A 25,759-nucleotide genomic window follows, 5' to 3' on the forward strand; every position below is an offset into this window, starting at 1 on the left:
GAATCGTGACCGAAGGCATTCTGACCGACGAGCAGATCGCGGCGCTTACTCCAGCGCAGCGGCGAGAACTGATTACCCGGCTGGAAAAGCCATTGCACGACTTGGTTGACCCAGTGTCGCTGGCCCGGATGCGCCGCCTCCGTCTAGGCCTCATAATCACTGGCTCGATTGGGCTGATCCCTTGGATCGGATACCTCGCGTTGACGTTGCCGCAAAACTACGTTGCCCACAACTGGACGGCCACCTGGGTCGGCTTCGACCTGCTCTTGGTCGGATTCATGGCGGCAACGGCCGTGCTGGGATACCTGCGCCGGCAGCTGCTGCTACTCACCGCATTCACCAGCGGCGTGTTGCTGATCTGCGACGCCTGGTTTGACCTGATGACCGCCGGGCCCAATGACTTTTGGTTGTCGGTGAGCTCAGCGCTGCTGGTCGAGGTGCCGTTGGCGTTGCTGATGATCACGGGCGCGCAGCGCATCTTGCGAATCACCCTGATGCGCCTGTGGCTGCTGCATCCGGGTATGCGGCTGTGGCAGATCCCGCTGCTGCCGTGACGGGGGAGCCGTACAGGCTTGGGTCGGTGAGTTCGTCGAGCAGCGACGCCAGTAGATGGACGAGCTGCTCGGGTTCCATGCGCACATCCCCGGCCAGCCAGGCGCTGATAGTCTGCCCTACGCCGCCGACCGCGAAGTGGGCGGCCGCCTTGATGCGGTCGTTTGCCGGTGCCCGCAATACGTCGACGGCATATTGGCCGGACAACATGGCGAACAGTCCGCTGGATTCCGCGCGCTTGCGCACGATAACCGGGTTTGCCAGCTGTGTGCTGAATAGCAGGCGTCCGATGCGGACGTCGCCGGCGATGGTACGCACGACGTTGGCCATTCCGGCGCGGCTTTGCTCGTGCGCCGGGACCGCCGCCACGGCCGCCTGCGTGGTAGCGGCCAGCTCGGCCACTACCCAATCGAAGACGCCGCTGACGAATTCGTCCTTGTCGGTGAAGCTTTCGTAGAAGTAGCGGGAAGCCAGGCCGGCGTGGCGGCAAATCCCGCGGACGGTTAGCTCGGAGAGGTCGGGCCGGTCAGACCCCAACAGGTCCAGGCCGGTGGCTAGCAGCCGGCCGCGACGCTCGGCCAGCCGCTCGGCGGCCTCGACGCCGCGGTACCGACGCACGCTGCGGGTTTCGCTAGGACTCATGCCACCACCTTGACACCAGATCAGAATACCGTCAAAATCAGGAAACAAGTGTTCTCACAATTAGCCGGCGAGCGTTGATCCGGTGCTGGGGGAGTCCAACGATGGCAATTGACGAGACGATCCGCTCGCGCCTTCCTCATGTCGAGCGCCCGATCTCCGACCCGCCTCGTCCGCAGCGGGTCAGGCGCCGGCTACCGGTTGGCAGTGACGGCGAGCTGATGGGCGTGGCGCTGCTTGCCGGACCGGCCAACGTGATCATGGAGTTGGCGCGTCCCGGCGTTGGCCATGGTGTGATGGAAAGTCGCGTGGAGAGCGGCCGCATCGACCGTCATCCCATTAAGCGGGCGCGCACCACCTTTACCTACATCGCGGTGGCGGCTGCCGGTACCGATGCCCAGAAGGCGGCCTTCCGCCGTGCCGTGGACCGAGTGCACGCGCAGGTGTACTCGACGCCCGATAGCCCGGTGGCGTACAACGCGTTTGATCCCGAGCTGCAGCTGTGGGTGGCGGCCTGCATCTATAAGGGCGGCGTCGATGTCTACCGCACCTTCGTCGGCGAGATACCCGAGGAGGACGCCGAGCGTCTTTACCGCGAGGGCATGTCGATAGGCACCACGCTACAGGTGCCGCCGGAGATGTGGCCGCCGGATCGGGTGGCGTTCGATCGGTACTGGCGGGAGTCGCTGGAGAAGGTGCACATCGACGACGCCGTCCGCGAATACCTGTATCCCATCGCGGTGTCCCGAATCCGGGGCGTCCGTATGCCGCAGTGGTTGCGCAACCGGTCGGAGAGTTTTAATCTCCTGATCACCACGGGCTTTCTGCCGCAACGGTTTCGCGACGAGATGCGGTTGCCGTGGGACGCCGCAAAGCAACTGCGCTTCGACCGGCTGATGGCGGTGTTTCGCGCGGTGAACCGTATGCTGCCGCGGATCGTCCGGGAGTTCCCGTTCAACTTCATGCTTTGGGATCTGGACCGACGGATCAGGGCGGGTCGCCCGCTCGTCTAGAAGCAACGGCCGGGGCATATTGAAAATGGTTTTCACATTCAGTACGCTCCGAAGCTGACAATTCGCCAGCGGAGGAGTTGCGTTGTATGACGTCGGTGTGGATGGCGTCGCCGCCTGAGGTGCATTCGGCGTTGCTCAGCAGTGGCCCGGGGCCCGGGCCGATGCTGTCGGCCGGGGCCGCGTGGTCGTCGCTAAGCACCGAGTACGCCGCGGTGGCAGACGAACTCATTGCGCTGCTGGGTGCGGTGCAGGGAGGCGCCTGGGAGGGGCCCAGCGCCGAACAATACGTGGCCGCCCATGTGCCGTATCTGGCGTGGTTGATGCACGCCAGCTCGGCCAGCGCGGAAGCGGCGGCGCAGCACGAGACCGCGGCCGCGGCCTACACCGCGGCGCTGGCTGCCATGCCGACATTGCCTGAGCTGGCGGCGAACCACGTCATCCACGGCGTATTGGTGGCGACGAATTTCTTTGGAATTAACACGATTCCGATCGCGCTTAACGAGGCTGACTACGTGCGGATGTGGATTCAGGCCGCTACCACGATGGCGACCTACGAAGCGCTCTCCGGCGCGGCGGTGGCGTCGACACCACAGACCACCCCAGCGCCTCAGATCGTGACAGCCGAAGCGGCCGAGGACGGCGACGACCACGACCACGACCATGAGCATGGGGGCGACCCCACCCCGATCGACTACATCGTTGCGGAGATCTTGCGAATCATCAGCGGTGGCCGCCTGATCTGGGATCCCGCGGAAGGCACGCTCAACGGAATCCCCTTCGAGGATTATACGAACGCCGCCGAGCCGATCTGGTGGGTCGCTCGTGCCATCGAATTCAGTAAGGATTTTGAATCGTTTGTCCAGGAACTGTTTACAAACCCGGTGGAGGCTTTCCAGGCCTATTTTGAACTTCTGTTGTTCGACTACCCGACACACCTACTGCAGATCGTTCAAGCGCTAAGCCAGTCCCCGCAATTGCTTGCGGTCGCACTCGGCTCGGCCATCTCCAACTTAGGAGCGGTGACCGGCTTCGCGGGGCTGGCGGGTCTGGCGGGCATTCACCCCGCGGCAATCCCCGCGGTGGCGCCGCCGGCGGCGCCACCCGCTATGTTGCCGGCGGTCGCGGTGGCACCGACTGTCACCGCACCGGCCGCCGCACCTGCGTCGGCCGCGGCTCCCGCGTCCGCGCCCGCGGCCAGCACCGTCGCCAGTGCACCCACACCGCCCACGGCCGCCGGCGGCGTCGCGGGCTTCGGTTACCCCTACGCCGTCGGACCTCCCGGCATTGGATTCGGCTCCGGAATGAGCGCCAGCGCAAGTGCCAGCGCCAAGAAGAAAGCGCCGGAGCCCGACAGCGCGGCGTTGGCGGCCGCCGCGGCCGCACGTGACCGGGCACGGGCGCGGCGGCGACGCCGCACCACGCGGCGAGGATACGGCGACGAGTTTATGGACATGAATGTCGACGTCGACCCCGACTGGGGCGCGCCGCCGGGTGAGGAGCCGGTCGCGGCGACGGTGGCCTCGAATCAAGGTGCCGGCGAACTGGGCTTCGCGGGCACGGCACGCAAGGAAACGACCGGCGCAGCGGCGGGTTTGACCACACTGGCCAGTGATGAGTTCGGTAGTGGCCCAACGCTGCCGATGGTCCCGGGCACGTGGAACCCGGATGAGACCGGCGAGCACCCGGCGTAGTGTCGTTTAGGTGCGTAGTGAAGGTGACACCTGGGACATCACGACGAGCGTCGGATCGACAGCGCTCTTCGTGGCGACCGCGCGGGCGTTGGAAGCCCAAAAACCCGACCCGCTGGCCGTCGACCCGTATGCGGAGCTGTTCTGCCGAGCCGTCGGCGGTTCCTGGGCCGACGTGCTGGATGGTAATGCTCCCGACCACCAGTTGCTGAGCGACGATTTCGGCAAGCATTTCGTCAACTTCCAGGGCGCGCGCACCAGGTACTTCGACTCGTATTTCCGGCGGGCCGCCGATGCCGGGGCCCGTCAGGTAGTCATCCTGGCGGCGGGACTGGACTCCCGCGCCTATCGGCTGCCGTGGCCGGACGAGACCACCGTCTTCGAGTTGGACCGGCCGCATGTTCTCGATTTCAAGCGCGAGGTGTTGAGCGGTCTTGGCGCCCAACCGCGCGCCGAGCGTCGCGAGATCGCCGTCGATCTTCGCGACGATTGGTCACAAGCATTGCGGGACAAGGGGTTTGATGCCGACCAGCCCTCGGCTTGGATCGCCGAGGGGCTGTTGATCTATCTGCCGGCGAGTGCCCAGGAGCAACTGTTCACGGGCATCGACGCCCTGGCCGGCCCCGGCAGCCACGTCGCGGTCGAGGACGGCGCTCCGCTTCCTGCTGACGAATTTGCGGCCAAGGTCGAAGAGGAACGTGTTGCCGTCGCCGAAGGCACCCGGGGCCTGTTTTTCCAATTGGTCTACAACGAACAATGTGCGCCCGCCACCGAATGGTTCGGGAAGCGCGGCTGGACGGCGGTCGGCACGCCGTTGAATCACTACCTGCGCGAGGTGGCGCGGCCGGCGCCGGGCCCGGAATCTGAAGCCGCATCGATGTTCGCGCGGAATACCCTCGTCAGTGCCACCAAAAATGGTGAGGCACCACGCGAATGACCGCCATCCGCGACGACATCGCCGAACGCGTTCGCATAATTGGCGCCGAACTCCTGCTTGACACGACATATCCCTGAGACGGCATCGCCATCGGACGGAAGCGGCCAGTCACTTCTGGCGCCGCCGGGTACCGCAGACGATGCGGCACTAGCGACGTAGCGTGCGCCGTTACGAGGGAGCGGTGAACTGGCTCAGGTCGTAGATGCCGAGACTTTTTTCTATATCGGCGACTTTGTCGACCACCACTTGGAAGCCGGTCGGGCCGAACCGCCGGTGTTCCTCGTCTTCGAAGATCTCAGCCATGTCGCGAAACTCCTTGGAAGGCACGACGTCGCGCAGCGCCGGGAAAACGACGGTGTCTTCGCGTGCCTCATGGGGCTCATACATCCGGATGAACGCCGACATGTCCTGCGTCAGGGCTTCTCGTGCAGGCTGGTCGGGCATGCCTGCACCGCTGGTGGCCGCGAGCACCCGGTCGGTCAGGGTGCGACCGCGCTGATGCTGTGTGCGCAATACGGTGGTGATGTCGGTGAGTTTGCCGGCCTGTTCCAGCTTGGGGAAGACGTACTGCTCTTCCAGGTGTTCGTGATAGTCCTCGATGAAGCTTCGAATAGTCTGCGCGCTCGCGTTGAGCTCTTGAGCGGGAGCCTGATCACCGACCTGCAGGCGCCGGATCCCTTCGCGATAGATCAGCAAAATGCGCTTAAGCACCCCATGCTCACGCATCAAGTCTTCAGGCGGAGTAACCGTAACTTCCTGTTCTGAGGGTGCGCCGGGCTGGCCTTCCTTGGGCTGCGGGCTGTCGCACGCCGATAAGGCGATGCCACCGACTGCCGATATCGAGATCCCGAGAAGGTGACGCCGGCCCACGGCGGGCGGTTGCTGTGTCACGGTCATGCCTTTCTTCGCTGTGCCTTTCAGTGGGTCGGTAGATCATCAGCTAATGGTATCGTCGGCCGATATCATTAATCGATACTTAACGGGGTGGGTATGCGGGCGGTACCAGACGAACAGCTGGTAGCTGGGGTTCGGGTGGCGATGCCGCTGGGCCAATCACCCGGATGTTTTGCGGTCACCCGGTGGCGTGACCCGGACAACGCCTGTCGCGGGGCGGTGTTCGCTAGCCGTGGGGCCGCGGTCGTGGGAACGTGGCTACCGAGCCGTATCGGGCCAATCCGCCCTGGGATTCAACACCGTTGCGGCCTCGCCCCTGACAGGCGCCGGCAGTAGCGAAAACTGCGAATTCACCCTCGATTTTGGTAAGGAGGCAAGCCGGTGAACTGGGTCCTGCCGGCTAAGGTGGCTGCACCTCCTGCACCACGCGAATCTGGAGCCAGTCCGCGGCGAGTGGATCGCTTAGGAGCTGGCTGGTCACGGCTACAAGATCTCCCCAGGCACGCTCTATTCAATGTTGCACCGCATGCAGCAACCGGGCGTCTCGACATCCGGCCAGGCTGGCAGTCAGCGGGCGGCATCCACCGACACAGTCCGCCGGCGCGGCCGCAGGCGCGCATCGAGTGAGTAGGCTCCCGCGCCGACCATCAGCAGGAACAGGCTGCCGCACAATTGCGCGAGGTCGGTGCGTGACTCGTGCATAAAGTCACCCCAGCCGGACTTGTGGGCAAATAGCGGGGCATCGCCCCACAGGATAGGCAGTTTGGTGATCAGCAATGCACCAACCATGTCGACGATCATCGGTATTGCGGCCAGGCGGGTGAGCAGCCCCGCCAGAATCAATAAGCCGCAACCGATTTCGAATACGCCGTCCAGCGGTGCGAAGAAGCCGGGGATCGGGATTCCGGCTTTGTCGAACCGTCCGGTACCCAGTGATTCGGGTCTCGTGAACTTCAGGATGCCCTCAGCGAGAAACACCGCGCCCACGTACAGGCGGATGAGGATCACCGAGCCGGGCACGTCGGTGTCGGTGAGCCAGGCCAACGTGCGGTTGCCGGAGATCATAGTGCCTCCCTCGTTCGATGCGGATGAGTCCATGTCGCGCTGCCTTGACGATGAAAGCCGGGCCACCGCCGCTGCCCAGACACCCCACCAGCCAAAATTCCCGTTAGCGAATTCCGTTACCCGTCAGCGTAATCGCACAAATTGTGACCGCTACACCGCTGCGACGCGATCAGGTGAACAGTGCGTGAAGGAGCCCGACGCCGGCGTCCGCGGCGATGCACCAGACGTTGTTGAGCCTGCCCCGCCACAGCAGCGCAAGCGTGCCGACGGTGAGCGAATCGACGATGGCGGTGCGGCCCAGTTGCCATCTCATGCCGGCCATCAGGGCCAACGCCGCGGAGTTGACTCCGTCGAGCAATGCCGGGCTCCAGGCTGCAGACCGGAGCTTGTCGGTGAACTCGGTGAGCAAACCGATGAATAGGAATGAGGGCAGAAAGATCGCCACGGTAGCCAGGAACGCGCCCAGCGGGCCGGCGATGAGGTAGCCGATGAGGGTGGCGGTGGTGAACACGGGCCCCGGGGGTGAGCTGCCCGCTGGACACCGCATCGACGAGCTGCTGTTGGCTGATCCAACCCGGACGCTGCATGAAGTCACCGCGCAGCAACGCCAACAATACGTAAACCGCTGCCGTAGAGTACGGCGCCGATCTTGAGCATGGTCGCGAACAACTGGGCTGATTCACCGCCGGTGGGATCGGGAAACGCCGGCTGTCCCAGCGCGATCAGCGGCGGTTCGTTGACCCCGAACAGGTAGGCCACCAGCGCCGGACCAAAACACGCCCCAGCGACGAAACCTAATAGTGGCGTTACCGGTCCACCAGCCCAGCACATATCGTGTGTCGATATCGGATGTCGTAGTCTGCAGGGCGGAGATCAGGACGCCGGTGACATCAGGAGTGGAAGGCCGCGATAGCACGTGCCAGAGCCGAGCCCGCGCAGCTCGCCACGCAACGCAGCAGCGACGACCGCAGCGCACGGACGCGTCCGCCGCGTGGCGCGCAAAGTGTTTCGTTGGCGTCACCTATTCATCGCTATGGGCGCGACTTTGGGCCTGATCGGCGCCGTTGTCGGCGCATCGTTCGTGTATCCGCATGCGCACGGCGTCACGTTTGTAAACGAGGACGTCGCTCTCGACCGGCCACTGGCTATTCCGCCGCTTCTTGAACCGAAGCTCGTGAACGGCGAGAAGGTCTTCTCTTTGACCGCGCAACGTGGTCGCACCGAACTGATGCCTGGAGCATCCTCGGACACCGCCGGCTTTAACGGCACCTATCTGGGCCCGACGATACGCGCCCGTACCGGAGACCGAATCCGCATCGATGTCCAGAACGAAACCGGCGAAGCCACCACTGTGCACTGGCACGGCATGCATGTGCCCGCCGCTATGGATGGTGGGCCGCATCAGCCGATCCCGCCGGGCAAGACGTGGTCACCGCATTGGACCATCGACAACAGGGCGGCGACCCTCTGGTATCACCCCCACACGTTGGGCAAGACAGCGCAGCAGGTCTATTCGGGTCTTGCCGGAGTCTTCCTCATCGACGACGAGAACACCGACAGCCTCGGCTTGCCGAATACCTACGGCGTCGACGATGTCCCGCTGGTCGTGCAAGACCGTAGTTTCGACGCGGACGGACACCTCACCTATGTCCGCAACCGATCCCAGCACAACTTCGGCGCGATGGGTGACAACATCCTCGTCAATGGCACGCGAGGGCCGTACCTCGATGTGGCCAACCAGCTCATCCGATTGCGAATCCTCAACGCTTCCAACGCTCGACGCTACAACTTCGGGTTCTCCGACGAGCGCCCGTTCTGGCAGATCGCAACCGACGGCGGCCTACTCGAAGCACCGGTCCAACGCAGCCGGATGCTGCTCGCCCCTGGGGAGCGCGCCGAAATCGTCGTCGATATGCGCCAAACAGATCAGCCGGTGACGCTGATGAGCTATGCATTCCGTGGCGCGGCACCGATGTACCACCTCATGCGGGCCCTGTCCGTCGGAGCCAATGACGAATACCAGAGTTTCAAGATTGTCCAACTGCGCCCACACCGTGGGGCGGCACCGCGCGGCGAGCTTCCCGCTCACCTCAACACCAGCGCACTACTGCGTCGGCAGGATGCCGTGCGCACTCGAGTCTTTCGCATGACCGACCGGATGAGCATCAACGGCAAGCCCATGGACCATGCGCGGATCGACGAGGTGGTCAGGCGAGACGACATTGAGATCTGGGAGCTCGACAACCGCGAAGCGCTCTTCTATCACCCGTTTCACGTTCACAACGCGCAGTTTCAACTTCTAGACCGCGACGGAAAGCCGCCCACCGAATACGAGCGCGGCTGGAAAGACACCGTCGTTGTAAATCCCCTCGAGACGGTCCGCGTAATCATCCGGTTCGCCGACTATGCCGACCCACACTTGCCGTACATGTACCACTGCCACATCCTCGAGCACGAAGACATGGGCATGATGGGCCAGTTCGTCGTTGTCGCCAACACCTCCGACGAGACCCGCATCATCTCGCCACTCGTTGGTAGGAACGGATCGGATCATGGCCATGGCCACTAGATCTCGAAGTCGGTCGTGACGCGACGTAGTCGAGCCGGATATCCGGTAGCCGAAGCATGACTGATCCGCGCCAACCCGCGTGGTGTTGCCGATGAGTTGCAGCGGCTGGGGCTGCTGTTCGGGTTGGCGGCGGCACCGGGGACCCGATGTCGATAATGAAAATCATATTCAGTAAGCTGTCTTGCTTAGTGCGCCGGGTCGTAGAGTCGGCGACCGTAACACCCAGGTCAGTGGCATCAAAAGGGGAGTGCAGCGATGGATCGGTCGGGTTCGGCCGTCTCGACAGTTAGCTTAGGGAATGCTAACTTCGGGAGGCAAACCTCAGGCGAAATTGGCCAATGGCAACCTTAAGTGCAGGAGACGGCGGGGGCGTGGAACGCGTTGAAACTGGCATGCTTGCGGCTCAACCCGTCTCGGTCGGGGTAAACGGCAAGGTAGACGCGGACGTCGTCAGCCGGTTTGCCACCTGCTGCCGGGCCCTCGGCATCGCCGTCTATCAGCGTCAACGCCCGGCCGACCTGGCGGCCGCCCGGTCGGGATTCACCGCACTCACCCGCATCGCCCATGGCGAATGTGACGCGTGGACCGGGTTGGCCGCCGCCGGCGATCAGTCCATCGGGGTGCTCGAAGCGGTTTCGCGCACCGCGGGCACGGCCGGCGTCTTGCAGCGTCAAGTGGAACTTGCGCCGCAAGCTCTGGGGTTCCACTACGACACCGGACTGTACCTGCGGTTTCGCGCCGCCGACGCGGACGACTTCCACCTCGCGTATGCAGCGGCGCTGGCTTGCACCGGGGATTCCGGGGCCGTTGCCAAGGCCAACCACATCGTCACGGATATCGCGGGCCGCCGACCGAGCTGGCGCGAAGCCAGATGGCTCGCTGTCGTCATCAATTACCGCGCGGAGCGCTGGTCTGACGTCGTCAAGCTGCTCACGCCGATCGTCAACGATCCCCAGCTCGACGAGGCCTTCTCGCACGCCGCCAAGATCACCCTGGGAACGGCGCTAGCTCGGTTGGGCATGTTCGCGCCGGCACTGTCCTATCTCGAAGAGCCCGAGGGCCCCGTCCCCGTCGCGGCCGTCGACGGTGCTCTGGCCAAGGCTTTGGTGCTGCGGGTGCATGTCGACGAGGAGTCGGCAAGCGAAGTGCTGCAGGACCTGTATGCGGCCAACCCCGAGAACGAGCAGATCGAGCATGCGCTGTCCGACACCAGCTTCGGGATTGTGACCACGACCGCGGCTCGCATCGACGCCCGCGCCGATCCGTGGGATCCGGCCACCGAGCCCAGCGCGGACGACTTCATTGACCCCGCCGCCCACGAACGCAAGGCCGCGCTGCTCCACGAGGCGGAGCGCCAGCTCGCCGAGTTCATCGGACTGGATGAGGTCAAGAACCAGGTGTCGCGGCTAAAGAGTTCGGTGGCTATGGAATTGGTGCGTAAGCAGCGTGGGCTCACGGTGGCCCAGCGCACCCATCATCTGATCTTCGCCGGACCGCCCGGGACCGGCAAGACCACCATCGCCCGGGTCGTCGCCAAAATCTATTGCGGCCTAGGCCTTTTGAAGCGGGAAAACATCAGAGAGGTACACCGCGCCGACCTCATCGGCCAGCACATCGGCGAGACCGAGGCCAAAACCAACGCCATCATCGACAGCGCACTGGACGGCGTGCTGTTCCTCGACGAGGCCTACGCCCTGGTGGCCACCGGCGCCAAGAACGACTTCGGGTTGGTGGCCATTGACACGTTGTTGGCCCGCATGGAGAACGACCGTGACCGGCTGGTGGTGATCATCGCCGGTTACCGCGCTGATCTGGACAAGTTCCTGGACACCAACGAGGGTTTGCGGTCGCGTTTCACTCGCAGCATCGACTTCCCGTCGTACACGTCACACGAGCTAGTGGAGATCGCCCACAAGATGGCCGAACAGCGCGACAGCCTCTTTGAACAGTCCGCCCTTGACGATTTGGAGGCATTGTTCGCGAAGTTGGCCGCGGCTTCGACGCCCGATTCCAACGGAATCTCGCGACGCAGCCTCGACATTGCGGGCAACGGCCGGTTCGTCCGTAACATCGTCGAACGCTCCGAAGAAGAACGCGAATTCCGGCTGGACCATTCGGAGCATGCGGGAACCGGTGAGTTTAGTGACGAGGAGCTGATGACCATCACGGCCGAGGACGTTGGCAGATCAGTAGACCCGCTACTGCGTGGCCTCGGGCTCTCGGTGCCGGCATGACCGCGAACGAACCCGACGGCGAATGGGGTGGCGCACGGCGCTCGTTCGCCTCGCGCACCCCCGCCAACGACAACCCCGACAGGGTCGTGTACCGCCGCGGATTCGTCACCCGACACCAGGTGACCGGTTGGCGGTTCGTGATGCGCCGGATCGCCGCTGGCATCGCCTTACACGACACCCGGATGCTCGTGGACCCGTTGCGCACTCAATCACGCGCGGTCGTGATGGGTGTGCTGCTGCTGATCACCGGATTGGTTGGCTGCTTCGTGTTCTCACTCATCCGCCCCAACGGGCAGGCGGGTAACAATGCGGTGCTGGCCGATCGGTCCACCGCCGCGCTCTATGTGCGGGTGGGCGACGAGCTGCACCCCGTGCTCAACCTGACGTCCGCCCGGCTGATCGCCGGTCGGCCGGTTAACCCGGTGACAGTGAAAAGTGCTGAGCTGGACCGATTTCCGCGCGGAAATCTGATCGGCATCCCGGGTGCACCGGAGCGCATGGTGCAGAGCGGCACCCACGACGCGAACTGGACGGTCTGCGACGCCGTCGGTGGGACCGGGCGCGGCGCCCACAGCATGGGTGTCACGGTCATCGCGGGTTGGCCGGACAGCGCCGGCGCCCGGGCGGCCACGCTTGGCCCCGGGCAGGCGGTCCTGGTCGATAATGGCACTAGCACTTGGCTGCTGTGGGACGGCAAGCGTAGCCGGATCGATCTGACAGACCACGCGGTCACCAGCGCCCTCGGCTTGGGGGCTGAGATACCCGCACCGCGACCCATCGCGTCGGGACTGTTCAACGCGATACCCGAAGCGCCGGCACTGACGGCACCGGTCATCCCACGCGCCGGCAGCCCGGCGGATTTCGCCGTACCGGCACCGATTGGGGCAGTCGTGACGGCGTACTCCCTGGGCAAAACCCCATCCGACACCGTGTATTACGCGGTGCTGCCAGACGGCCTGCAGCCGATCTCACCGGTGCTGGCAGCGGTGCTGCGCAACACCAATTCCTATGGGCTGCAACAGCCTCCGCGGCTGGGGGCTGACGAGGTGGCCAAGCTGCCGGTGTCGCGGCTGCTGGACACCACGGGTTTTCCCGCCCAGCCGGTCAATCTCGTTGACGCATCGGGCGACCCCGTCACCTGCGCGCATTGGAGTAAGCCGGCCGGAGCGGCCACCAGTTCACTGAGCTTGCTGTCCGGCTCCGCGCTTCCGGTGCCCGACGCGGTGCGCACGGTCGAATTGGTCGGCGGTGGCTCACCGGGGGTAGCGACCCGGGTGGCGCTGGCACCGGGCACGGGCTACTTCGCCCAGACCGTCGGTGGTGGCGCGGCGGCACCTGCGACCGGGTCGTTGTTCTGGGTCTCCGACACCGGCGTGCGCTACGGCATTGACACCGAGGCTGAAGGGGGTTCGGGTGCTACCGGCCATGGCAAAACGATTGAGGCCCTTGGCCTGACCTGGCCGCCGCTCTCGGTTCCGTGGTCGATGTTGTCACTGTTTGCGCCGGGGCCGACGCTGTCGCGCGCCGACGCGCTGCTGGCACACGACGGGCTGCCGCCGGACAGCAAGCCCGGTCGTCAGGTAGCGAGCGGGGGAGAGCCGCGATGAGCAGACTGATCTTCGAGGCTCGGCGGCGGCTGGCGCCGCCGAGCACCCGCAAGGGCACCATCACCATCGAGGCACCTCCCGAGCTGCCGCGGGTGATTCCACCATCGCTGCTGCGGCGCGCGCTGCCGTATCTGATCGGGATCCTTATCGTTGGCATGATCGTCGCGCTGGTCGCCACCGGGATGCGGCTGATCTCCCCGCAGACCCTGTTTTTCCCGTTCGTGCTGTTGTTGGCGGCCACCGCGCTCTACCGCGGCAACGACAACAAGATGCGCACCGAGGAGGTCGACGCCGAGCGGGCCGACTATCTGCGTTACCTGTCGGTGATCCGGGACAACATCCGGGCAGCCGCCGGCGAGCAGCGCGCGGCCGCGCAATGGTCCCATCCCGACCCGGCGGCGCTGGCGGCCGTGCCGGGGTCGCGTCGCCAGTGGGAGCGTGACCCGCACGACCCCGACTTCCTGGTGGTGCGGGCCGGCCGGCACACGGCCCCCCTGGCCATTGCGATACGGGTCAACGACACCGCTGACGAGATTGACCTGGAGCCGGTGTGTCACAGCGCATTACGCAGCTTGCTGGACACCCAGCGCACCGTCCGCGACGTGCCGACCGGAATCGACCTGACCAAGGTTTCGCGGATCACTGTCGGGGGGGACCCGGCCGTGGTGCGTGCCGCGTTGCGCGCCTGGATCGCTCAGGCAGTGACCTGGCACGACCCGACGGTGCTCGGGGTGGCACTGGCCGCCCGTGATCTGGAGGGCCGCGACTGGTCTTGGCTGAAGTGGTTGCCGCATGTGGACATTCCCGGACAGGTCGACGGTGTCGGCCCGGCGCGTTACCTGTCCGCCGACCCAGATGAGCTGGTCGAGCGGCTTGGTCCGGCTCTCGTCGACCGACCGGCGTTCACTGGTGCGCCGGCAGATGCGTTGCGGCACTTGCTGATTGTTGTCGATGACCCCAACTTCGACGTGCAGGCCTCGAGGCTGGCTGCGGCTCGGGCGGGCGTCACCGTGGTGCATCATTGCGCCGCACCGCCGCATCGCGAACAGTATTCGGATCCGGAACAGCCGATCCTGCGTGTCGCCGATGGTGCCATCGAACGCTGGCAGACCGGCGGCTGGCAGCCCTACATCGACGATGCTGACCAACTCGGCGCAGACGAGGCCGCGCACCTGGCTCGGCGGCTGTCGCGGTGGGACTCCAACCCGACGCACGCCGGACTACGCTCGGCGGCTACCCGCGGCGCGAGTTTCACGACGTTGCTGGGCATCCCGGACGCGTCCCGACTGGATGTGCCCGCGCTGTGGGCGCCGCGACGTCGTGACGAGGAGTTGCGCGTCCCGATCGGTGTCACTGCTACCGGTGAGCCCCTGTTCTTCGACCTCAAGGACGAAGCCGAGGGCGGGATGGGCCCGCACGGCCTGATGATCGGTATGACCGGTTCTGGCAAGTCGCAGACCCTGATGGCGATCCTGTTGTCGCTATTGACTACTCACTCCGCGGACCGGCTGATCGTCATCTATGCCGACTTCAAGGGTGAGGCCGGCGCCGACAGCTTCCGGAACTTCCCGCAGGTTGTCGCGGTGATCTCGAATATGGCCGAAAAGAAGTCGCTTGCCGATCGCTTCGCCGACACGCTGCGCGGCGAGGTGGCCCGGCGTGAGATGCTGCTGCGCGAGGCCGGACGCCGGATCCAGGGCAGTGCGTTCAACTCGGTGACGGAGTACGAGAACGCTCAAGCGGCCGGACACGACTTGCCGCCGATCCCAACGCTGTTCGTGGTGGCTGACGAGTTCACCTTGATGTTGGCGGATCATCCGGAATACGCGGAGCTGTTCGACTACGTGGCGCGCAAGGGGCGCTCGTTCCGCATCCACATCCTGTTTGCCTCCCAGACGCTGGACGTCGGCAAGATCAAAGACATCGACAAGAACACCTCCTACCGGATCGGTTTGAAGGTGGCCAGCCCCAGCGTTTCTCGCCAGATCATCGGCGTGGAGGACGCATACCACATTGAGTCGGGCAAAGAACACAAGGGCGTGGGCTTCCTGGTGCCCGCGCCCGGGGCGTCCCCGATCAAATTCCGCAGCACTTACGTCGACGGCATCTACGAACCTCCACAGACGGCTAAATCCGTTGTGGTGCAGTCTGTTCCAGAGCCCAAGCTGTTCACGTCCGCTGCGGTGGAACCGGATCCGGCCACCGTGATCGCCAGCGCTGACGAGGAAGAACCGGTCGGCCCGCCGCGAAAGCTGATCGCGACCATCGGCGAACAGTTGGCAGGCTACGGGCCGCGCGCGCCGCAGCTGTGGTTGCCGCCGTTGGATGAGCCGATCCCGCTGGGCGCCGTGTTGGCGCGTGCCGGACTGCCGGCACGGCAGTGTCGCTGGCCGCTTGGTGAGATCGACAAGCCCTTCGAGATGCGCCGCGACCCGCTGGTGTTCGACGCTACGTCGTCGGCCGGGAATATGGTGATCCACGGCGGCCCCAAGTCCGGCAAATCCACAGCGCTGCAGACATTTATCCTGTCGGCCGCCAGCCTGCACTCGCCGCGCGATGTCACGTTCTACTGCCTTGACTACGGCGGCGGGCAGCTACGGGCGCTGGAGAATCTCGCACACGTTGGCAGCGTCGCCTCGGCCGTGGAACCCGAACGTATCCGTCGCACCTTCGGTGAGCTGGAGCAGCTGCTGCTGTCCCGGCAGCAACGAGAAGCATTCCGCGACCGGCCGACAAACGGTTCAGGCAATGGTGCTGCTGCGGGCTCGTCGCCCGCAGATGACGGCTTCGGTGAGGTGTTCCTGGTCATCGACAACCTGTATGCCTTCGGCCGCGACAACACCGATCAGTTCAACACCCGCAATCCGTTGCTGGCCAAGGTAACCGAACTCGTCAACGTGGGCTTGGCGTACGGCATCCACGTAGTCATCACCACGCCCAGCTGGCTGGAGGTGCCGCTGGCGATGCGTGACGGGCTCGGTCTGCGCCTCGAGCTCAAGCTGCACGACCCGCGCGACAGCAACGTGCGGGTGGTTGGTGCGCTGCACCGCCCCGCCGAAGCCGTCCCGCACGACCAGCCGGGGCGCGGATTGACCATGGCCGCACAGCATTTCCTGTTCGCGGCTCCCGCGTTGGACCAAGTGCCCGCCATCAACGCGCGCTACCCCGATGTGACCGCGCCGCCGGTGCGGCTGCTGCCCACCAACCTCGCGCCCGAGGCCGTCGGCGTGTTCTACCGCGGTCCCGGACAAGCCGACCAAGTGGTTATAGGCCAGCGTGAAGAAGACCTGGCGCCGGTGGTGCTCGACTTCGCCGAGAACCCGCTACTGATGGTGTTCGGAGACAGCAAGTCCGGAAAGACCACGCTGCTGCGCCACATCATCCGGACTATCCGCGAGCACTCCACGCCCGACCAGGTGGCGTTCACCGTTCTCGACCGGCGGCTGCACCTCGTCGACGAACCGTTGTTTTCCGACAACGAGTACACGACCAATATCGACCGGATCATCCCCGCGATGCTCGGGTTGGCCAACCTGATCGAGTCGCGGCAGCCGCCGGCGGGCATGTCGGCGGCCGAGCTGTCTCGCTGGACCTATGACGGCCACACCCATTACCTGATCATTGATGACGTCGATCAGATACCCGATGCGCCGGCAATCGGTGGCCCGTACATCGGTCAGCGCCCCTGGACTCCACTGATCGGTTTGCTGGCGCAGGCCGGCGACCTGGGACTGCGGGTAATCGTCACGGCCCGCGCCTCTGGGTCCGCGCACGGGTTGATGACCAGCCCGTTGCTGCGACGCTTCAACGACTTGCAGGCGACAACGTTGATGTTGGCGGGTAATCCGGCCGACAGCGGAAAGATTCGGGGTCAGCGATTCGCCCGGTTGCCTGCAGGGCGGGCGATGCTTTTGGGCGACAGTGACAGCCCGACATACGTGCAGCTGGTCAACCCGCTGGTCGGCGAGGCCGCGATATCCGGTGAAACGCAACAGGAGGGAAGTTAGTCATGACGTTGCGAGTGGTTCCCGAGGGACTGGCCGCGACCAGCGCGGCGGTGGAGGCGCTGACGGCGCGGTTGGCGGCCGCGCAGGCGAGCGCGGCTCCGTTGATCACCGCGGTGGTGCCGCCGGCGGCCGATCCGGTGTCGCTACAGACCGCGGCCGGGTTCAGCGCCCAGGGGCAAGAACACGCCGTCGTCGCCGCCCAAGGTGTTGAAGAATTGGGGCGCGCCGGTGTGGGAGTGGGTGATTCCGGCGCCGGCTATCTCGCCGGTGACGCGGCGGCCGCGGCGACCTATGGGATCGCGGGCGCCTAACGATGAACGTGCCCATCTGGATTGCTTCGCCGCCGGAGGTGCATTCGGCGCTGCTGAGCAGTGGTCCAGGTCCGGGGTCGCTGCTGGCGGCCGCCGGAGCCTGGAACGCGCTCAGTGCCGAATATGCTTCCACGGCAGCCGAACTCAGTGGGCTATTGGGGGCAGTTCAAGCGGGGGCGTGGCAGGGCGCGAGTGCGGAGCAATACGTGGCCGCGCATCTGCCTTACCTGGCATGGCTGCTGCAGGCCAGCGCCGATGCTGCGGGTGTGGCGGCCCAGCACGAGGCCGCGGCGGCGGCATACACCGCCGCCTTGGCGGCGATGCCCACGCTGGCCGAGTTGGCCACCAACCACGTCATTCATGGCGTCTTGGTGGCGACGAATTTCTTTGGAATCAATACGATTCCGATCGCGCTCAATGAGGCCGACTATATGCGGATGTGGATGCAAGCCGCCGCCACTATGGGTGCGTATCAGGTGGCCTCGGGTACGGCGTTGGCGTCGGCGCCGCGCACCACCCCGGCGCCGATGGTGATCAATCCCGGTGGTGAGCAGGCCAGTTCCGTCGCGGCCAACGCGGCTCAGGTGCCAGCCGGTGCAGCCGCGGCGGCCGCAGACCCCTGGCAATGGCTCTTGCAGCTGCTGCAGCAGCTGTGGAGCGCATACACGGGCTTCTATACATGGATGTTCGACGTGATCTGGCAGTTCCTGCAGGATCCCATTGGCAACTCGATAAAGATCATCATCGCCTTCCTGACGAACCCGTGGGCTGCGATCATCACTTACGGCCCGCTGCTGTTCGCGCTGGGCTATCAGATTTTCTTCAACCTGGTTGGCTGGCCGACCTGGGGCATGGTCTTCAGTTCTCCGTTCCTGTTGCCGCTGGGGCTCAGTCTGGGTCTCAGCGCAATAGCGTTGCTGCCGGCTCAACTTGGGCCGCTTGCGGTGCCCCTGGCTGGCGCGGCGCCAATCGTTGCCGTCGCCGCAGGCTCCGTGTGGCCGGTGGCCGGCGTAGCGCCAACGGTCGCCAGCCCCATCGGGGCGTCCGCAGCAGCGGGTGCGGGTGCGTCGGCGGGGGTCGCACCGGCGTCGGCGGCTCCGGCGACCGCGAGCATCGCCTACGCGGTAGGCGGTGGTGGTGATTGGGGTCCCGAGTTTGGGCCAACGCTGGGGCCGCGCAGTGGCGTCAAGGCGCCGGCGGCGACGATTCCAGCGGCTGGCGCGGCGTCGGTCAGTCGCGCCCAGGCACGGGCAAAGCGCCGACGGCGGGCCGAATTGCGCGACTACAGCGACGAATTCTTGGATATGGACTCCGATATCGGTGTCACACCCGATTACGGGGCACAGGCTTCGGATTCGGGGGCCGGCTTGTTGGGTTTTGCCGGGACGGCACCCAAAGAGACCCTGCTGCGGGCGGCGGGGTTGACGGCGCTGGCCGGTGATGGGTTTGGCGGCGGCCCGAAAATGCCGATGGTGCCGGGGACTTGGGACCACGGCCCAGAGGAAGGGGGGCACCAAAGTTAGCGAGACGGTTTACACCGTGAGAAGCCGAATTCTGAAACGAGTGAACCCAAAAATGTTGAAAGGAGCGGTGCTATGAGTCTTTTGGATGCGCATATTCGGCAGTTGGTGGCCTCGCAAGCGGCGTTTGGCGCCAAGGCCGGGCTGATGCTGCACACGATTGGTCAGGCCGAGCAGGCTGCGATGTCGGCGCAAGCGTTTCACCAGGGCGAGTCCGCGGCAGCGTTTCAGGCGGCGCATGCCCGTTTTGTGGAGGTAGCGGCCAGGGTCAACACCCTGCTGGATATCGCCCAGGCGAACTTGGGCGACGCGGCCGGCACCTATGTTGCCACCGACGCCGCGGCCGCGTCGACCTACACCGGCTTCTGAGCCGCTTTCGAATCCTCGGAAAGGACTTGTGATGTCGCAAATCATGTACAACTACCCGGCGATGCTGGCCCATGCCGGGGACATGGCGGGCTATGCCGGCACCATGCAAGGGCTGGGTGCGGATATCTCCGCTGAGCAGGCAGCGTTGTCGAACGCTTGGCAGGGCGATACCGGGATGACCTACCAGACGTGGCAGGCGCAGTGGAACCAGGCCATGGAGGATCTGGTGCGGGCCTACCAGTCAATGGCCAGCACGCACGAAGCCAACACCATGGCCATGATGGCTCGCGACCAGGCCGAAGCCGCCAAATGGGGCGGCTAGGCCGGTAGCTGGACCTAGGTTGAATTCCGAACCCAACGCCGTCGAGCTGACGGTCGATCAGGCTTGGTTCATCGCGGAAACCATTGGGGCGGGCAGCTTCCCGTGGGTGCTCGCGATAACCACGCCCTACAGCGATGCCGCCCAGCGAAACGCATTCTTCGACCGCCAGAAGGACGAACTAACCCGGATGGGTCTGTTGTCGGAAGCCGGCGTCATCAACCCGGCGGTCGCCGACTGGATCAAAGCGGTGTGCTTTCCCGACCGGTGGCTCGACCTGCGCTACGTGGGGCCCGCCTCCGCCGACGGCCCGGGCGAGCTGTTGCGGGGCATCGTCGCGCAACGTGCCGGCACCTCCACGCGATCCACCACCGAAAAGACAGTGGTGGCGTTGCGCAGCGCGCAGCTGATCACCTTCACCGCAATGGACATCGACGATCCCCGGGCGCTGGTTCCCGTCCTCGGCGTCGGGCTGGCGCAACGGGCGCCGGCCCGATTCGAGGAGTTCAGCATGCCTACGCGGGTCGGTGCCCGGGCCGACGAGCGCCTGCGCTCCGGCATACCGCTCGCGGAAGTCCTTGACTACCTGGGTATCTCGGCATCGGCACGACCGGTGGTGGAGTCTGTCTTTTCCGGACCGCGCAGCTACGTCGAGATCGTCGCCGGCTGCAATCGCGACGGCCAGCACGCCACCACCGAGGTCGGGGTGAGCATTGTCGACACGACAGCGGGTCGGGTTTTGGTCAGCCCGTCCCGGGCGTTCGACGGGGAATGGGTCTCGACGTTTTGCCCCGGAACGCCCTTTGCGATCGCCGTCGCGCTTGAACGGCTGACGGCCTACTTGCCGGACGGGCACTGGTTCCCCGACCACCGGCTGTCCCGAGATTTCTCGACCGCCCAGTAACAGAAATCAGAAAGAGAGCACGATGTACCAGCGCCAACACCTTTCGAGGTCGCAGTGACGTCCGGAACCGTCATGCCGATCGTCCGCGTCGCGATACTCGCGGACAGCAGGCTGACGGAGATGGCCCTGCCTGCAGAGTTGCCGTTGCGCGAAATCCTGCCCGCGGTACAGCGTTTGGTGGTTCCTGCGACCCAAAACGGTGATGCCGATGCCGCCGACTCCGGCGCGGCCGCGCAGCTGAGCTTGGCGCCCATTGGAGGCGCGCCGTTCAGCCTGGACGCCAGCCTGGACACGGTCGGCGTTGTCGATGGTGATCTGCTTGCGTTGCAGCCGATTCCCGCCGGACCGGCCGCGCCGGGGATCGTAGAAGACATCGCCGACGCCGCCATGATCTTCTCCAACTCGCGGCTAAAGCCGTGGGGGGCAACGCATATCCAGCGGGGAGCGCTGGCGGCGACGATCGGCGCGGCTATCGTGGCCACTGGGCTGGCGGTCAGCCACCGGGTGGCCACCGGTGCGCTGGCCGGCCTGCTGGCGGTAGCCGGGATTGCTGCTGTAGTCGCGTTGGCGGGTCTGCTGATCACCCCTCGTGCAGCCCGTACGGGTGTCGCGCTGTCGATCGCCGCGCTGGTGCCCATCGGCGCCGCCTTGGCACTAGCGGTGCCCGGGAGATTCGGACCGGCCCAGGTGTTGCTGGGCGCTGCCGGTGTAACCGCGTGGTCGCTGATCGCATTGATGATCCCCAGCGCGGAACGTGAGCGCGTGGTCGCCTTCTTCACTGCGGTGGCGGTGGTCGGCGCTGGGGTGTTGCTGGCAGCCGGTGCGCTGTTGCTGTGGCAACTGCCAATGCTGAGCATCGGCTGCGGGCTGATTGCGGCAGCGTTGTTGGTCACCGTCCAGGCGGCCCAGCTTTCCGCGCTGTGGGCGCACTTCCCGTTGCCGGTCATCCCGGCTCCGGGGGATCCCACCCCGTCGGCTCCTTCGCTCCGGGTGCTCGAGGACCTGCCGCGGCGGGTGCGTGTCAGCGACGCCCACCAAAGCGGTTTCATCGCCGCCGCAGTGCTGCTCAGCGTCCTGGGGTCGGTGGCAATCGCGGCGCGCCCTGAGGCGCTCAGTGGTGTTGGTTGGTATGTCGTGGCGGCGACCGCGGCCACGGCCATGCTGCGCGCTCGGGTGTGGGATTCCGCCGTGTGCAAAGCCTGGCTGCTCGCTCAGCCGTACCTGGTGGCCGGAATCCTGTTGGTGGTCTACACCTCGACCGGACATTACGGAGCCGCCTTCGGCGCGGTGCTGGTGCTCACCGGGCTCGCCCTGGCATGGGTTGGGGTCGCGATGAATCCGCGCATCGCCTCGCCGGAGAGCTATTCGCTGCCGCTGCGCCGGTTGCTGGGTTTTGTTGCCGCCGGTTTGGATGCGTCACTGATTCCCGTGATGGCCTACCTGGTCGGTCTGTTCAGCTTGGTGCTCAATCGATGATGCGTGCCGCATCGGCGTGCTGCACTGCGACTCTCGCTGTCGCAGTGTGGGCCGCTGCACCGGCATCGGCGATCGGCCCGCCGGTAATCGATGCCGCCGCGCAACCACCGAGCGGAACGCCCGGGCCGGTGCAGCCGATGGAGCAACGGGGCCAATGCAGCGTCTCCGGAGTCATGGCGGGCACCGATCCCGGTGTCCCGTCAGCTAGCCAGACGATGCTGAATCTGCCTGCGGCATGGGAGTTTTCTCGCGGCGAAGGCCAGCTGGTGGCGGTCATCGACACCGGAGTGCGGCCAGGCCCGCGGCTGCCCAACGTCGATCCCGGTGGAGATTTCGTGGAGTCCACTGATGGCCTGACCGACTGCGACGGCCATGGCACCTTGGTTGCGGGACTCATCGCGGGTCAACCGGGTGACGACAGCTTCGCCGGAGTTGCGCCGGCGGCGCGGGTGTTGTCCATCAGGGTGACGTCCGCTAAATTTTCGCCGCGGTCGCAGGGTGGGGATCCTGCGCTGGCCCGAGCAGCTCTTGACGTCGCCACGTTGGCTCGGGCCATCGTGCATGCGGCCGACCTTGGCGCCCGGGTGATCAACATCTCCGCAATAACTTGCCTGCCGGCTGACCGAACGGTCGACCAGGCTGCGCTCGGGGCGGCGATCCGGTATGCAGCGGTGGACAAGGATGCGGTGATCGTGGCCGCCGCCGGCAATAGCGGACCGACCGGATCGGTGGCCGGCGGAACGTCCTGTGATTCCAATCCGCTCACCGATCTGAGCCGTCCGGACGATCCGCGTAACTGGGCGGGTGTCACGTCGGTCTCCGTCCCGTCGTGGTGGCAGCCGTATGTGTTGTCGGTGGGCTCACTGACTGCCGACGGGCGGCCATCGAAATTCACCATGGCCGGGCCGTGGGTTGGCATTGCCGCGCCCGGCGAAAACATCGCGTCGGTCAGCAATGCGGACGGCGGTGGGCTGGCCAACGGTCTGCCCGACGAGCATCAGCAACTGGTCGCTCTCAGCGGCACCAGCTACGCGGCCGGCTACGTTTCCGGCGTCGCCGCACTGGTGCGCAGCAGGTATCCCGGGCTGGCCGCGACCGAGGTGGTGCGCCGCATCACCGCGACCGCACACAACGGCGCGCGGGATCCCTCCAACGTCGTCGGCGCCGGGGTCCTGGACCCGGTGGCGGCCCTGACCTGGCAACTGTCATCCGGTAACCAACCCGCACCGGCGCAGGCAAAGCCGGTTGCCATCCCCCCGGCACCGCCACCCAAAGACACCACACCGCGCGACGTCGCATTCGCCGGTGCGGCCGCACTGACCGTGCTGGTCGCGGCCACCGCGGCGGCAGCGGCGATAGTGCGCCGACGAAAGGAGCCCACCCTGTGAGCATCCCGCGTCCCGGAACCGGCCGGCTCACCTTGGCGCTATTGGCCGTGGCGCCCGCCGTGCTGGCCTACCCGTGGCAATCGCCACGTGACTACTGGTTGCTCGGCATCGCCGCCGCCGTGGTGGTCCTGCTGTTCGGCTGGTGGCGCGGGCTGTACTTCACAACGATCCTGTGCCGCGGGCTCGCGATCCTGGGCCGTCGGCGGCGTCGCGTCCCCGAGCCAGGAACCGACACGCGCACAACGGCGCTGTTGCGGGTCGGGCCGCCGACGTCCGACCGCGGTGGGCTCCCGCTGCCGCTGATCGCCCGCTACCTCGACTGCTACGGCGTTCGCCTCGACAAGATCCGAATCACCAGCCGCGCTACCGGCGCCGACGAACCGCAAACCTGGATTGGGCTGACGGTGGCGGCCACCGACAACCTAGCGGCGCTACAGGCGCGCTCGTCACGGATCCCGCTGCACGAGACCGCCCAAGTCGCCGCCCGCCGGCTCACCGATCACCTCCGTGAAATCGGCTGGGATGCGAGCACCGTTGCGCCCGAAGACATCCCAGAGCTGATCGGGGAGGAATCTCGCGAGACGTGGAACGGGGTGCGGCAAGGCGACTCGGATTACGTTGCGGCATACCGGATCGGCGCCGGCGCGTCGTTGCTCGAAACCTTGAACGCAATCCGATCGCATCCGACACGTGAGACGTGGACGGTACTGGAGATCGCCGGAGCCCCACCCCATTACACCGTTGCTGCGGCGTGCGCCTTCCGAACCGATACGCGACCCAGGGGTGGCGCTCCGCTTGACGGCCTGACTTCGCAACGCGGAAACCAACTTCCGGCGCTATTGGCATTGGATCCGGTGGCCACGCAGCGGCTTGACGGGCATACCGATGCACCCGCCGACCTGTTGACCGGACTGAACTGGCCCGCGCCCGCAGCGCTTAGTCGAACATAAAGCCGTGCAGGAACGGCGTCATCCGCCTCAGATAATCCAACTGGCTCACGTGTAGGACGTGGTTGCCGGGGAACCAGTGCAGTGCGCACTTATCCCAATGCTCCCAAAGAGTTACGGCGTGGTCCGGTGGAGCCATTCGATCGCCGAGTCCGGTGATGATCATCCGGCGCTCTTTGGGCAATAGCGGCCGATAGTTCAACGGGCTGTGGTAGGACAGCCCGGCGTCCAACTCATCGCGGCTGATGTTGGACAACCGCAGTCCCAGCGGGACGAGCTTGTTGGCCGGGAACCATTCGTCGAACAGCTTCGCGGGGCTGACGACCGGGCAGTTGGGGATGACGGCCTCGAGCCGGTTTTCGACCGAGGCAATCAACGCCGCCGTGTAGCCTCCCAACGATATTCCGGTCAGCGCGATCCGTTCGACACCAATGCGGCGCAGATAGTCCACGAGAGACCGAAAGTCGTGTACCGCCTGTGCCATCGACTCGGCGAAACCGCTGAGTCCGCTGGCGAAGAAGCCGAAACCGCTGTACGGCGAATGCCTTTCGGCCCGCTTGCCGTGAAATGGCAATGTGTACAACAGGACGTCGTAGCCGGATTCGTAATACCACGGCAGTGAGAAGAACAGCCCATTTAGCCAGTAGGACGAACCCATGAAGCCATGGATGACACACAGCGTGGGTCGCGGCCCGTCGTCGTGGCGCCAGTGCTGCGCGCGCACGATGTTGTTGGCGCTCAGCGCACTCCACTGTTTGCGCATAGTGGGGTTGATCGCCCGGAAGCTGCTCGCGAACGAGATGTTGTCGACGGTGCCGTGCGCGATCCACTCCGCGAGCGGACTTGCTGGTCGCGACGAAATCTTGGGAGGCTTGGTCGGTGCCGGAAACGACTTCGCCGGATCACGTTCGGCCGCAAGTCCGGCGTAAAAGTTCAGGTTGCCGCGCTCGCCACCGGAATCCGCGCGGCGCAGCGCGTTGACGATAACGGCCGGGGCCACCGTCGCGGAGAGCACCGACGCGGCGGCAGTACGCATCGCGATATCGCCGATCGCCGAGGATTCGACGACCAAGCGCTGCCGGACCGACAGCGCCGAGAGCGAGGGTAACCCCTCGGCGCCGGCGTCGGCGCCGGCGACATTGGGAATGGGCACGGGCGGATCGATTGGATCAGCTGGCCAAGTCCCCCCCATATCAGCGGCCCCCGATAGCCTCGAGATCTGCGACATTGCGTCGATCGTATCGCCCAACGTGCTGACCGATGCCAAATTTCGACAGTATCGTCAATTTTCCGGCGGTTCAGGGCGGGCGTACCTGAGTT

The 25,759-nt window shown here is 65.6% G+C and carries 22 protein-coding genes; 16 read left to right on the forward strand and 6 right to left on the reverse strand.

The features are described 5' to 3' along the window. The first annotated feature begins 5 nt into the window (after positions 1 to 5). Positions 6 to 554 carry a hypothetical protein gene (locus AADZ78_RS02225; protein WP_085251587.1) on the forward strand — a complete coding sequence of 183 codons (549 nt, stop codon included), beginning with the start codon at positions 6 to 8 and terminating at the stop codon, positions 552 to 554. On the opposite strand, the gene AADZ78_RS02230 is transcribed toward AADZ78_RS02225, so the two are convergent. Continuing rightward, on the reverse strand, positions 487 to 1,194 hold the full coding sequence (locus tag AADZ78_RS02230; RefSeq protein ID WP_085251586.1) for a TetR/AcrR family transcriptional regulator: 708 nt from the start codon (positions 1,192 to 1,194) through the stop codon (positions 487 to 489). The two genes, AADZ78_RS02225 and AADZ78_RS02230, sit on opposite strands and share 68 nt — an antisense overlap. A 101-nt stretch (positions 1,195 to 1,295) precedes the next feature. Between AADZ78_RS02230 and AADZ78_RS02235 the strand changes: the two genes are divergently transcribed. The 3 genes from AADZ78_RS02235 to AADZ78_RS02245 all read left to right on the forward strand — a co-directional run bounded on the left by AADZ78_RS02235 (position 1,296) and on the right by AADZ78_RS02245 (position 4,829). Beyond that, positions 1,296 to 2,204 (forward strand): oxygenase MpaB family protein, encoded by a 909-nt coding sequence (locus tag AADZ78_RS02235; RefSeq protein WP_085251585.1) that lies wholly within the window; start codon positions 1,296 to 1,298, stop codon positions 2,202 to 2,204. A gap of 86 nt (positions 2,205 to 2,290) precedes the next feature. After that, complete coding sequence (locus tag AADZ78_RS02240; RefSeq protein ID WP_085251584.1) at positions 2,291 to 3,895, forward strand: PPE family protein; 1,605 nt, start codon at positions 2,291 to 2,293, stop codon at positions 3,893 to 3,895. 10 nt (positions 3,896 to 3,905) lie between these two features. Then, on the forward strand, positions 3,906 to 4,829 hold the full coding sequence (locus tag AADZ78_RS02245) for a class I SAM-dependent methyltransferase (protein WP_085251583.1): 924 nt from the start codon (positions 3,906 to 3,908) through the stop codon (positions 4,827 to 4,829). Between the two features lie 168 nt (positions 4,830 to 4,997). Here the strand turns inward: AADZ78_RS02245 and AADZ78_RS02250 are convergent, their stop codons facing one another. The 4 genes from AADZ78_RS02250 to AADZ78_RS02265 all read right to left on the reverse strand — a co-directional run bounded on the left by AADZ78_RS02250 (position 4,998) and on the right by AADZ78_RS02265 (position 7,547). Beyond that, entirely contained in the window at positions 4,998 to 5,726 is a 729-nt protein-coding gene (locus AADZ78_RS02250; protein WP_085251582.1) for a hemerythrin domain-containing protein, read from the reverse strand. Between the two features lie 564 nt (positions 5,727 to 6,290). After that, positions 6,291 to 6,788: a DoxX family protein gene (locus tag AADZ78_RS02255; RefSeq protein WP_085251581.1), complete on the reverse strand. Its 498-nt coding sequence runs from the start codon at positions 6,786 to 6,788 to the stop codon at positions 6,291 to 6,293. A gap of 169 nt (positions 6,789 to 6,957) precedes the next feature. Next, a complete protein-coding gene (locus AADZ78_RS02260) occupies positions 6,958 to 7,335 on the reverse strand; it encodes a chromate transporter (RefSeq protein WP_204804567.1) in 378 nt (125 codons plus the stop codon). 44 nt (positions 7,336 to 7,379) lie between these two features. Then, positions 7,380 to 7,547: a hypothetical protein gene (locus AADZ78_RS02265; RefSeq protein ID WP_204804560.1), complete on the reverse strand. Its 168-nt coding sequence runs from the start codon at positions 7,545 to 7,547 to the stop codon at positions 7,380 to 7,382. 274 nt (positions 7,548 to 7,821) lie between these two features. On the opposite strand from AADZ78_RS02265, the gene AADZ78_RS02270 reads away from it, so the two are divergent. From AADZ78_RS02270 to eccE, 12 genes are all read left to right on the forward strand, one after another. Then, complete coding sequence (locus AADZ78_RS02270) at positions 7,822 to 9,357, forward strand: multicopper oxidase family protein (RefSeq protein ID WP_085251580.1); 1,536 nt, start codon at positions 7,822 to 7,824, stop codon at positions 9,355 to 9,357. A 371-nt stretch (positions 9,358 to 9,728) separates the two neighbouring features. Then, entirely contained in the window at positions 9,729 to 11,591 is a 1,863-nt protein-coding gene (gene eccA / locus AADZ78_RS02275) for a type VII secretion AAA-ATPase EccA (RefSeq protein ID WP_085251626.1), read from the forward strand. Beyond that, positions 11,588 to 13,198, forward strand: coding sequence for a type VII secretion protein EccB (gene eccB, locus AADZ78_RS02280; protein ID WP_085251579.1), 1,611 nt, complete (start codon positions 11,588 to 11,590; stop codon positions 13,196 to 13,198). The genes eccA and eccB overlap by 4 nt, the downstream gene beginning before the upstream one ends. After that, positions 13,195 to 17,205 (forward strand): type VII secretion protein EccCa, encoded by a 4,011-nt coding sequence (gene eccCa, locus AADZ78_RS02285; protein WP_085251578.1) that lies wholly within the window; start codon positions 13,195 to 13,197, stop codon positions 17,203 to 17,205. The genes eccB and eccCa overlap by 4 nt, the downstream gene beginning before the upstream one ends. Positions 17,206 to 17,207: 2 nt before the next feature. Continuing rightward, a complete protein-coding gene (locus tag AADZ78_RS02290; protein WP_085251577.1) occupies positions 17,208 to 17,516 on the forward strand; it encodes a PE family protein in 309 nt (102 codons plus the stop codon). 2 nt (positions 17,517 to 17,518) lie between these two features. Further along, a complete protein-coding gene (locus tag AADZ78_RS02295; protein ID WP_085251576.1) occupies positions 17,519 to 19,039 on the forward strand; it encodes a PPE family protein in 1,521 nt (506 codons plus the stop codon). Positions 19,040 to 19,111: 72 nt separating this feature from the next. Then, positions 19,112 to 19,405: a type VII secretion system protein EsxG gene (gene esxG, locus AADZ78_RS02300; protein ID WP_085251575.1), complete on the forward strand. Its 294-nt coding sequence runs from the start codon at positions 19,112 to 19,114 to the stop codon at positions 19,403 to 19,405. A gap of 31 nt (positions 19,406 to 19,436) precedes the next feature. Further along, positions 19,437 to 19,727: a WXG100 family type VII secretion target gene (locus AADZ78_RS02305; RefSeq protein ID WP_085251574.1), complete on the forward strand. Its 291-nt coding sequence runs from the start codon at positions 19,437 to 19,439 to the stop codon at positions 19,725 to 19,727. 19 nt (positions 19,728 to 19,746) lie between these two features. Then, positions 19,747 to 20,628 (forward strand): ESX secretion-associated protein EspG, encoded by an 882-nt coding sequence (locus tag AADZ78_RS02310; protein ID WP_085251573.1) that lies wholly within the window; start codon positions 19,747 to 19,749, stop codon positions 20,626 to 20,628. 72 nt (positions 20,629 to 20,700) lie between these two features. Continuing rightward, positions 20,701 to 22,104, forward strand: coding sequence for a type VII secretion integral membrane protein EccD (gene eccD, locus AADZ78_RS02315; RefSeq protein ID WP_139828846.1), 1,404 nt, complete (start codon positions 20,701 to 20,703; stop codon positions 22,102 to 22,104). Then, a complete protein-coding gene (mycP, locus tag AADZ78_RS02320; protein ID WP_085251571.1) occupies positions 22,101 to 23,492 on the forward strand; it encodes a type VII secretion-associated serine protease mycosin in 1,392 nt (463 codons plus the stop codon). The genes eccD and mycP overlap by 4 nt, the downstream gene beginning before the upstream one ends. Continuing rightward, complete coding sequence (eccE, locus tag AADZ78_RS02325; RefSeq protein WP_085251570.1) at positions 23,489 to 24,442, forward strand: type VII secretion protein EccE; 954 nt, start codon at positions 23,489 to 23,491, stop codon at positions 24,440 to 24,442. Before mycP ends, eccE begins: the two co-directional genes overlap by 4 nt. On the opposite strand, the gene AADZ78_RS02330 is transcribed toward eccE, so the two are convergent. Then, positions 24,429 to 25,631: an alpha/beta hydrolase family protein gene (locus AADZ78_RS02330; protein WP_085251625.1), complete on the reverse strand. Its 1,203-nt coding sequence runs from the start codon at positions 25,629 to 25,631 to the stop codon at positions 24,429 to 24,431. The two genes, eccE and AADZ78_RS02330, sit on opposite strands and share 14 nt — an antisense overlap. Positions 25,632 to 25,759: the final 128 nt, after the last annotated feature.

Origin of the sequence: Mycobacterium riyadhense (assembly GCF_963853645.1) — a bacterium.
Classification (GTDB): domain Bacteria; phylum Actinomycetota; class Actinomycetes; order Mycobacteriales; family Mycobacteriaceae; genus Mycobacterium; species Mycobacterium riyadhense.

Coding starts and splice junctions, on each gene's coding strand:
- esxG (WP_085251575.1), top strand. CDS start 19,112: ATGAGTCTTTTGGATGCGCATATTCGGCAGTTGGTGGCCTCGCAAGCG.
- mycP (WP_085251571.1), top strand. CDS start 22,101: ATGATGCGTGCCGCATCGGCGTGCTGCACTGCGACTCTCGCTGTCGCA.
- AADZ78_RS02260 (WP_204804567.1), bottom strand. CDS start 7,335: ATGCGGTGTCCAGCGGGCAGCTCACCCCCGGGGCCCGTGTTCACCACC.
- AADZ78_RS02250 (WP_085251582.1), bottom strand. CDS start 5,726: ATGACCGTGACACAGCAACCGCCCGCCGTGGGCCGGCGTCACCTTCTC.
- eccD (WP_139828846.1), top strand. CDS start 20,701: ATGCCGATCGTCCGCGTCGCGATACTCGCGGACAGCAGGCTGACGGAG.
- AADZ78_RS02290 (WP_085251577.1), top strand. CDS start 17,208: ATGACGTTGCGAGTGGTTCCCGAGGGACTGGCCGCGACCAGCGCGGCG.
- eccB (WP_085251579.1), top strand. CDS start 11,588: ATGACCGCGAACGAACCCGACGGCGAATGGGGTGGCGCACGGCGCTCG.
- AADZ78_RS02240 (WP_085251584.1), top strand. CDS start 2,291: ATGACGTCGGTGTGGATGGCGTCGCCGCCTGAGGTGCATTCGGCGTTG.
- AADZ78_RS02270 (WP_085251580.1), top strand. CDS start 7,822: ATGGGCGCGACTTTGGGCCTGATCGGCGCCGTTGTCGGCGCATCGTTC.
- AADZ78_RS02255 (WP_085251581.1), bottom strand. CDS start 6,788: ATGATCTCCGGCAACCGCACGTTGGCCTGGCTCACCGACACCGACGTG.
- AADZ78_RS02330 (WP_085251625.1), bottom strand. CDS start 25,631: ATGGGGGGGACTTGGCCAGCTGATCCAATCGATCCGCCCGTGCCCATT.
- AADZ78_RS02295 (WP_085251576.1), top strand. CDS start 17,519: ATGAACGTGCCCATCTGGATTGCTTCGCCGCCGGAGGTGCATTCGGCG.
- AADZ78_RS02235 (WP_085251585.1), top strand. CDS start 1,296: ATGGCAATTGACGAGACGATCCGCTCGCGCCTTCCTCATGTCGAGCGC.
- AADZ78_RS02230 (WP_085251586.1), bottom strand. CDS start 1,194: ATGAGTCCTAGCGAAACCCGCAGCGTGCGTCGGTACCGCGGCGTCGAG.
- AADZ78_RS02305 (WP_085251574.1), top strand. CDS start 19,437: ATGTCGCAAATCATGTACAACTACCCGGCGATGCTGGCCCATGCCGGG.
- eccCa (WP_085251578.1), top strand. CDS start 13,195: ATGAGCAGACTGATCTTCGAGGCTCGGCGGCGGCTGGCGCCGCCGAGC.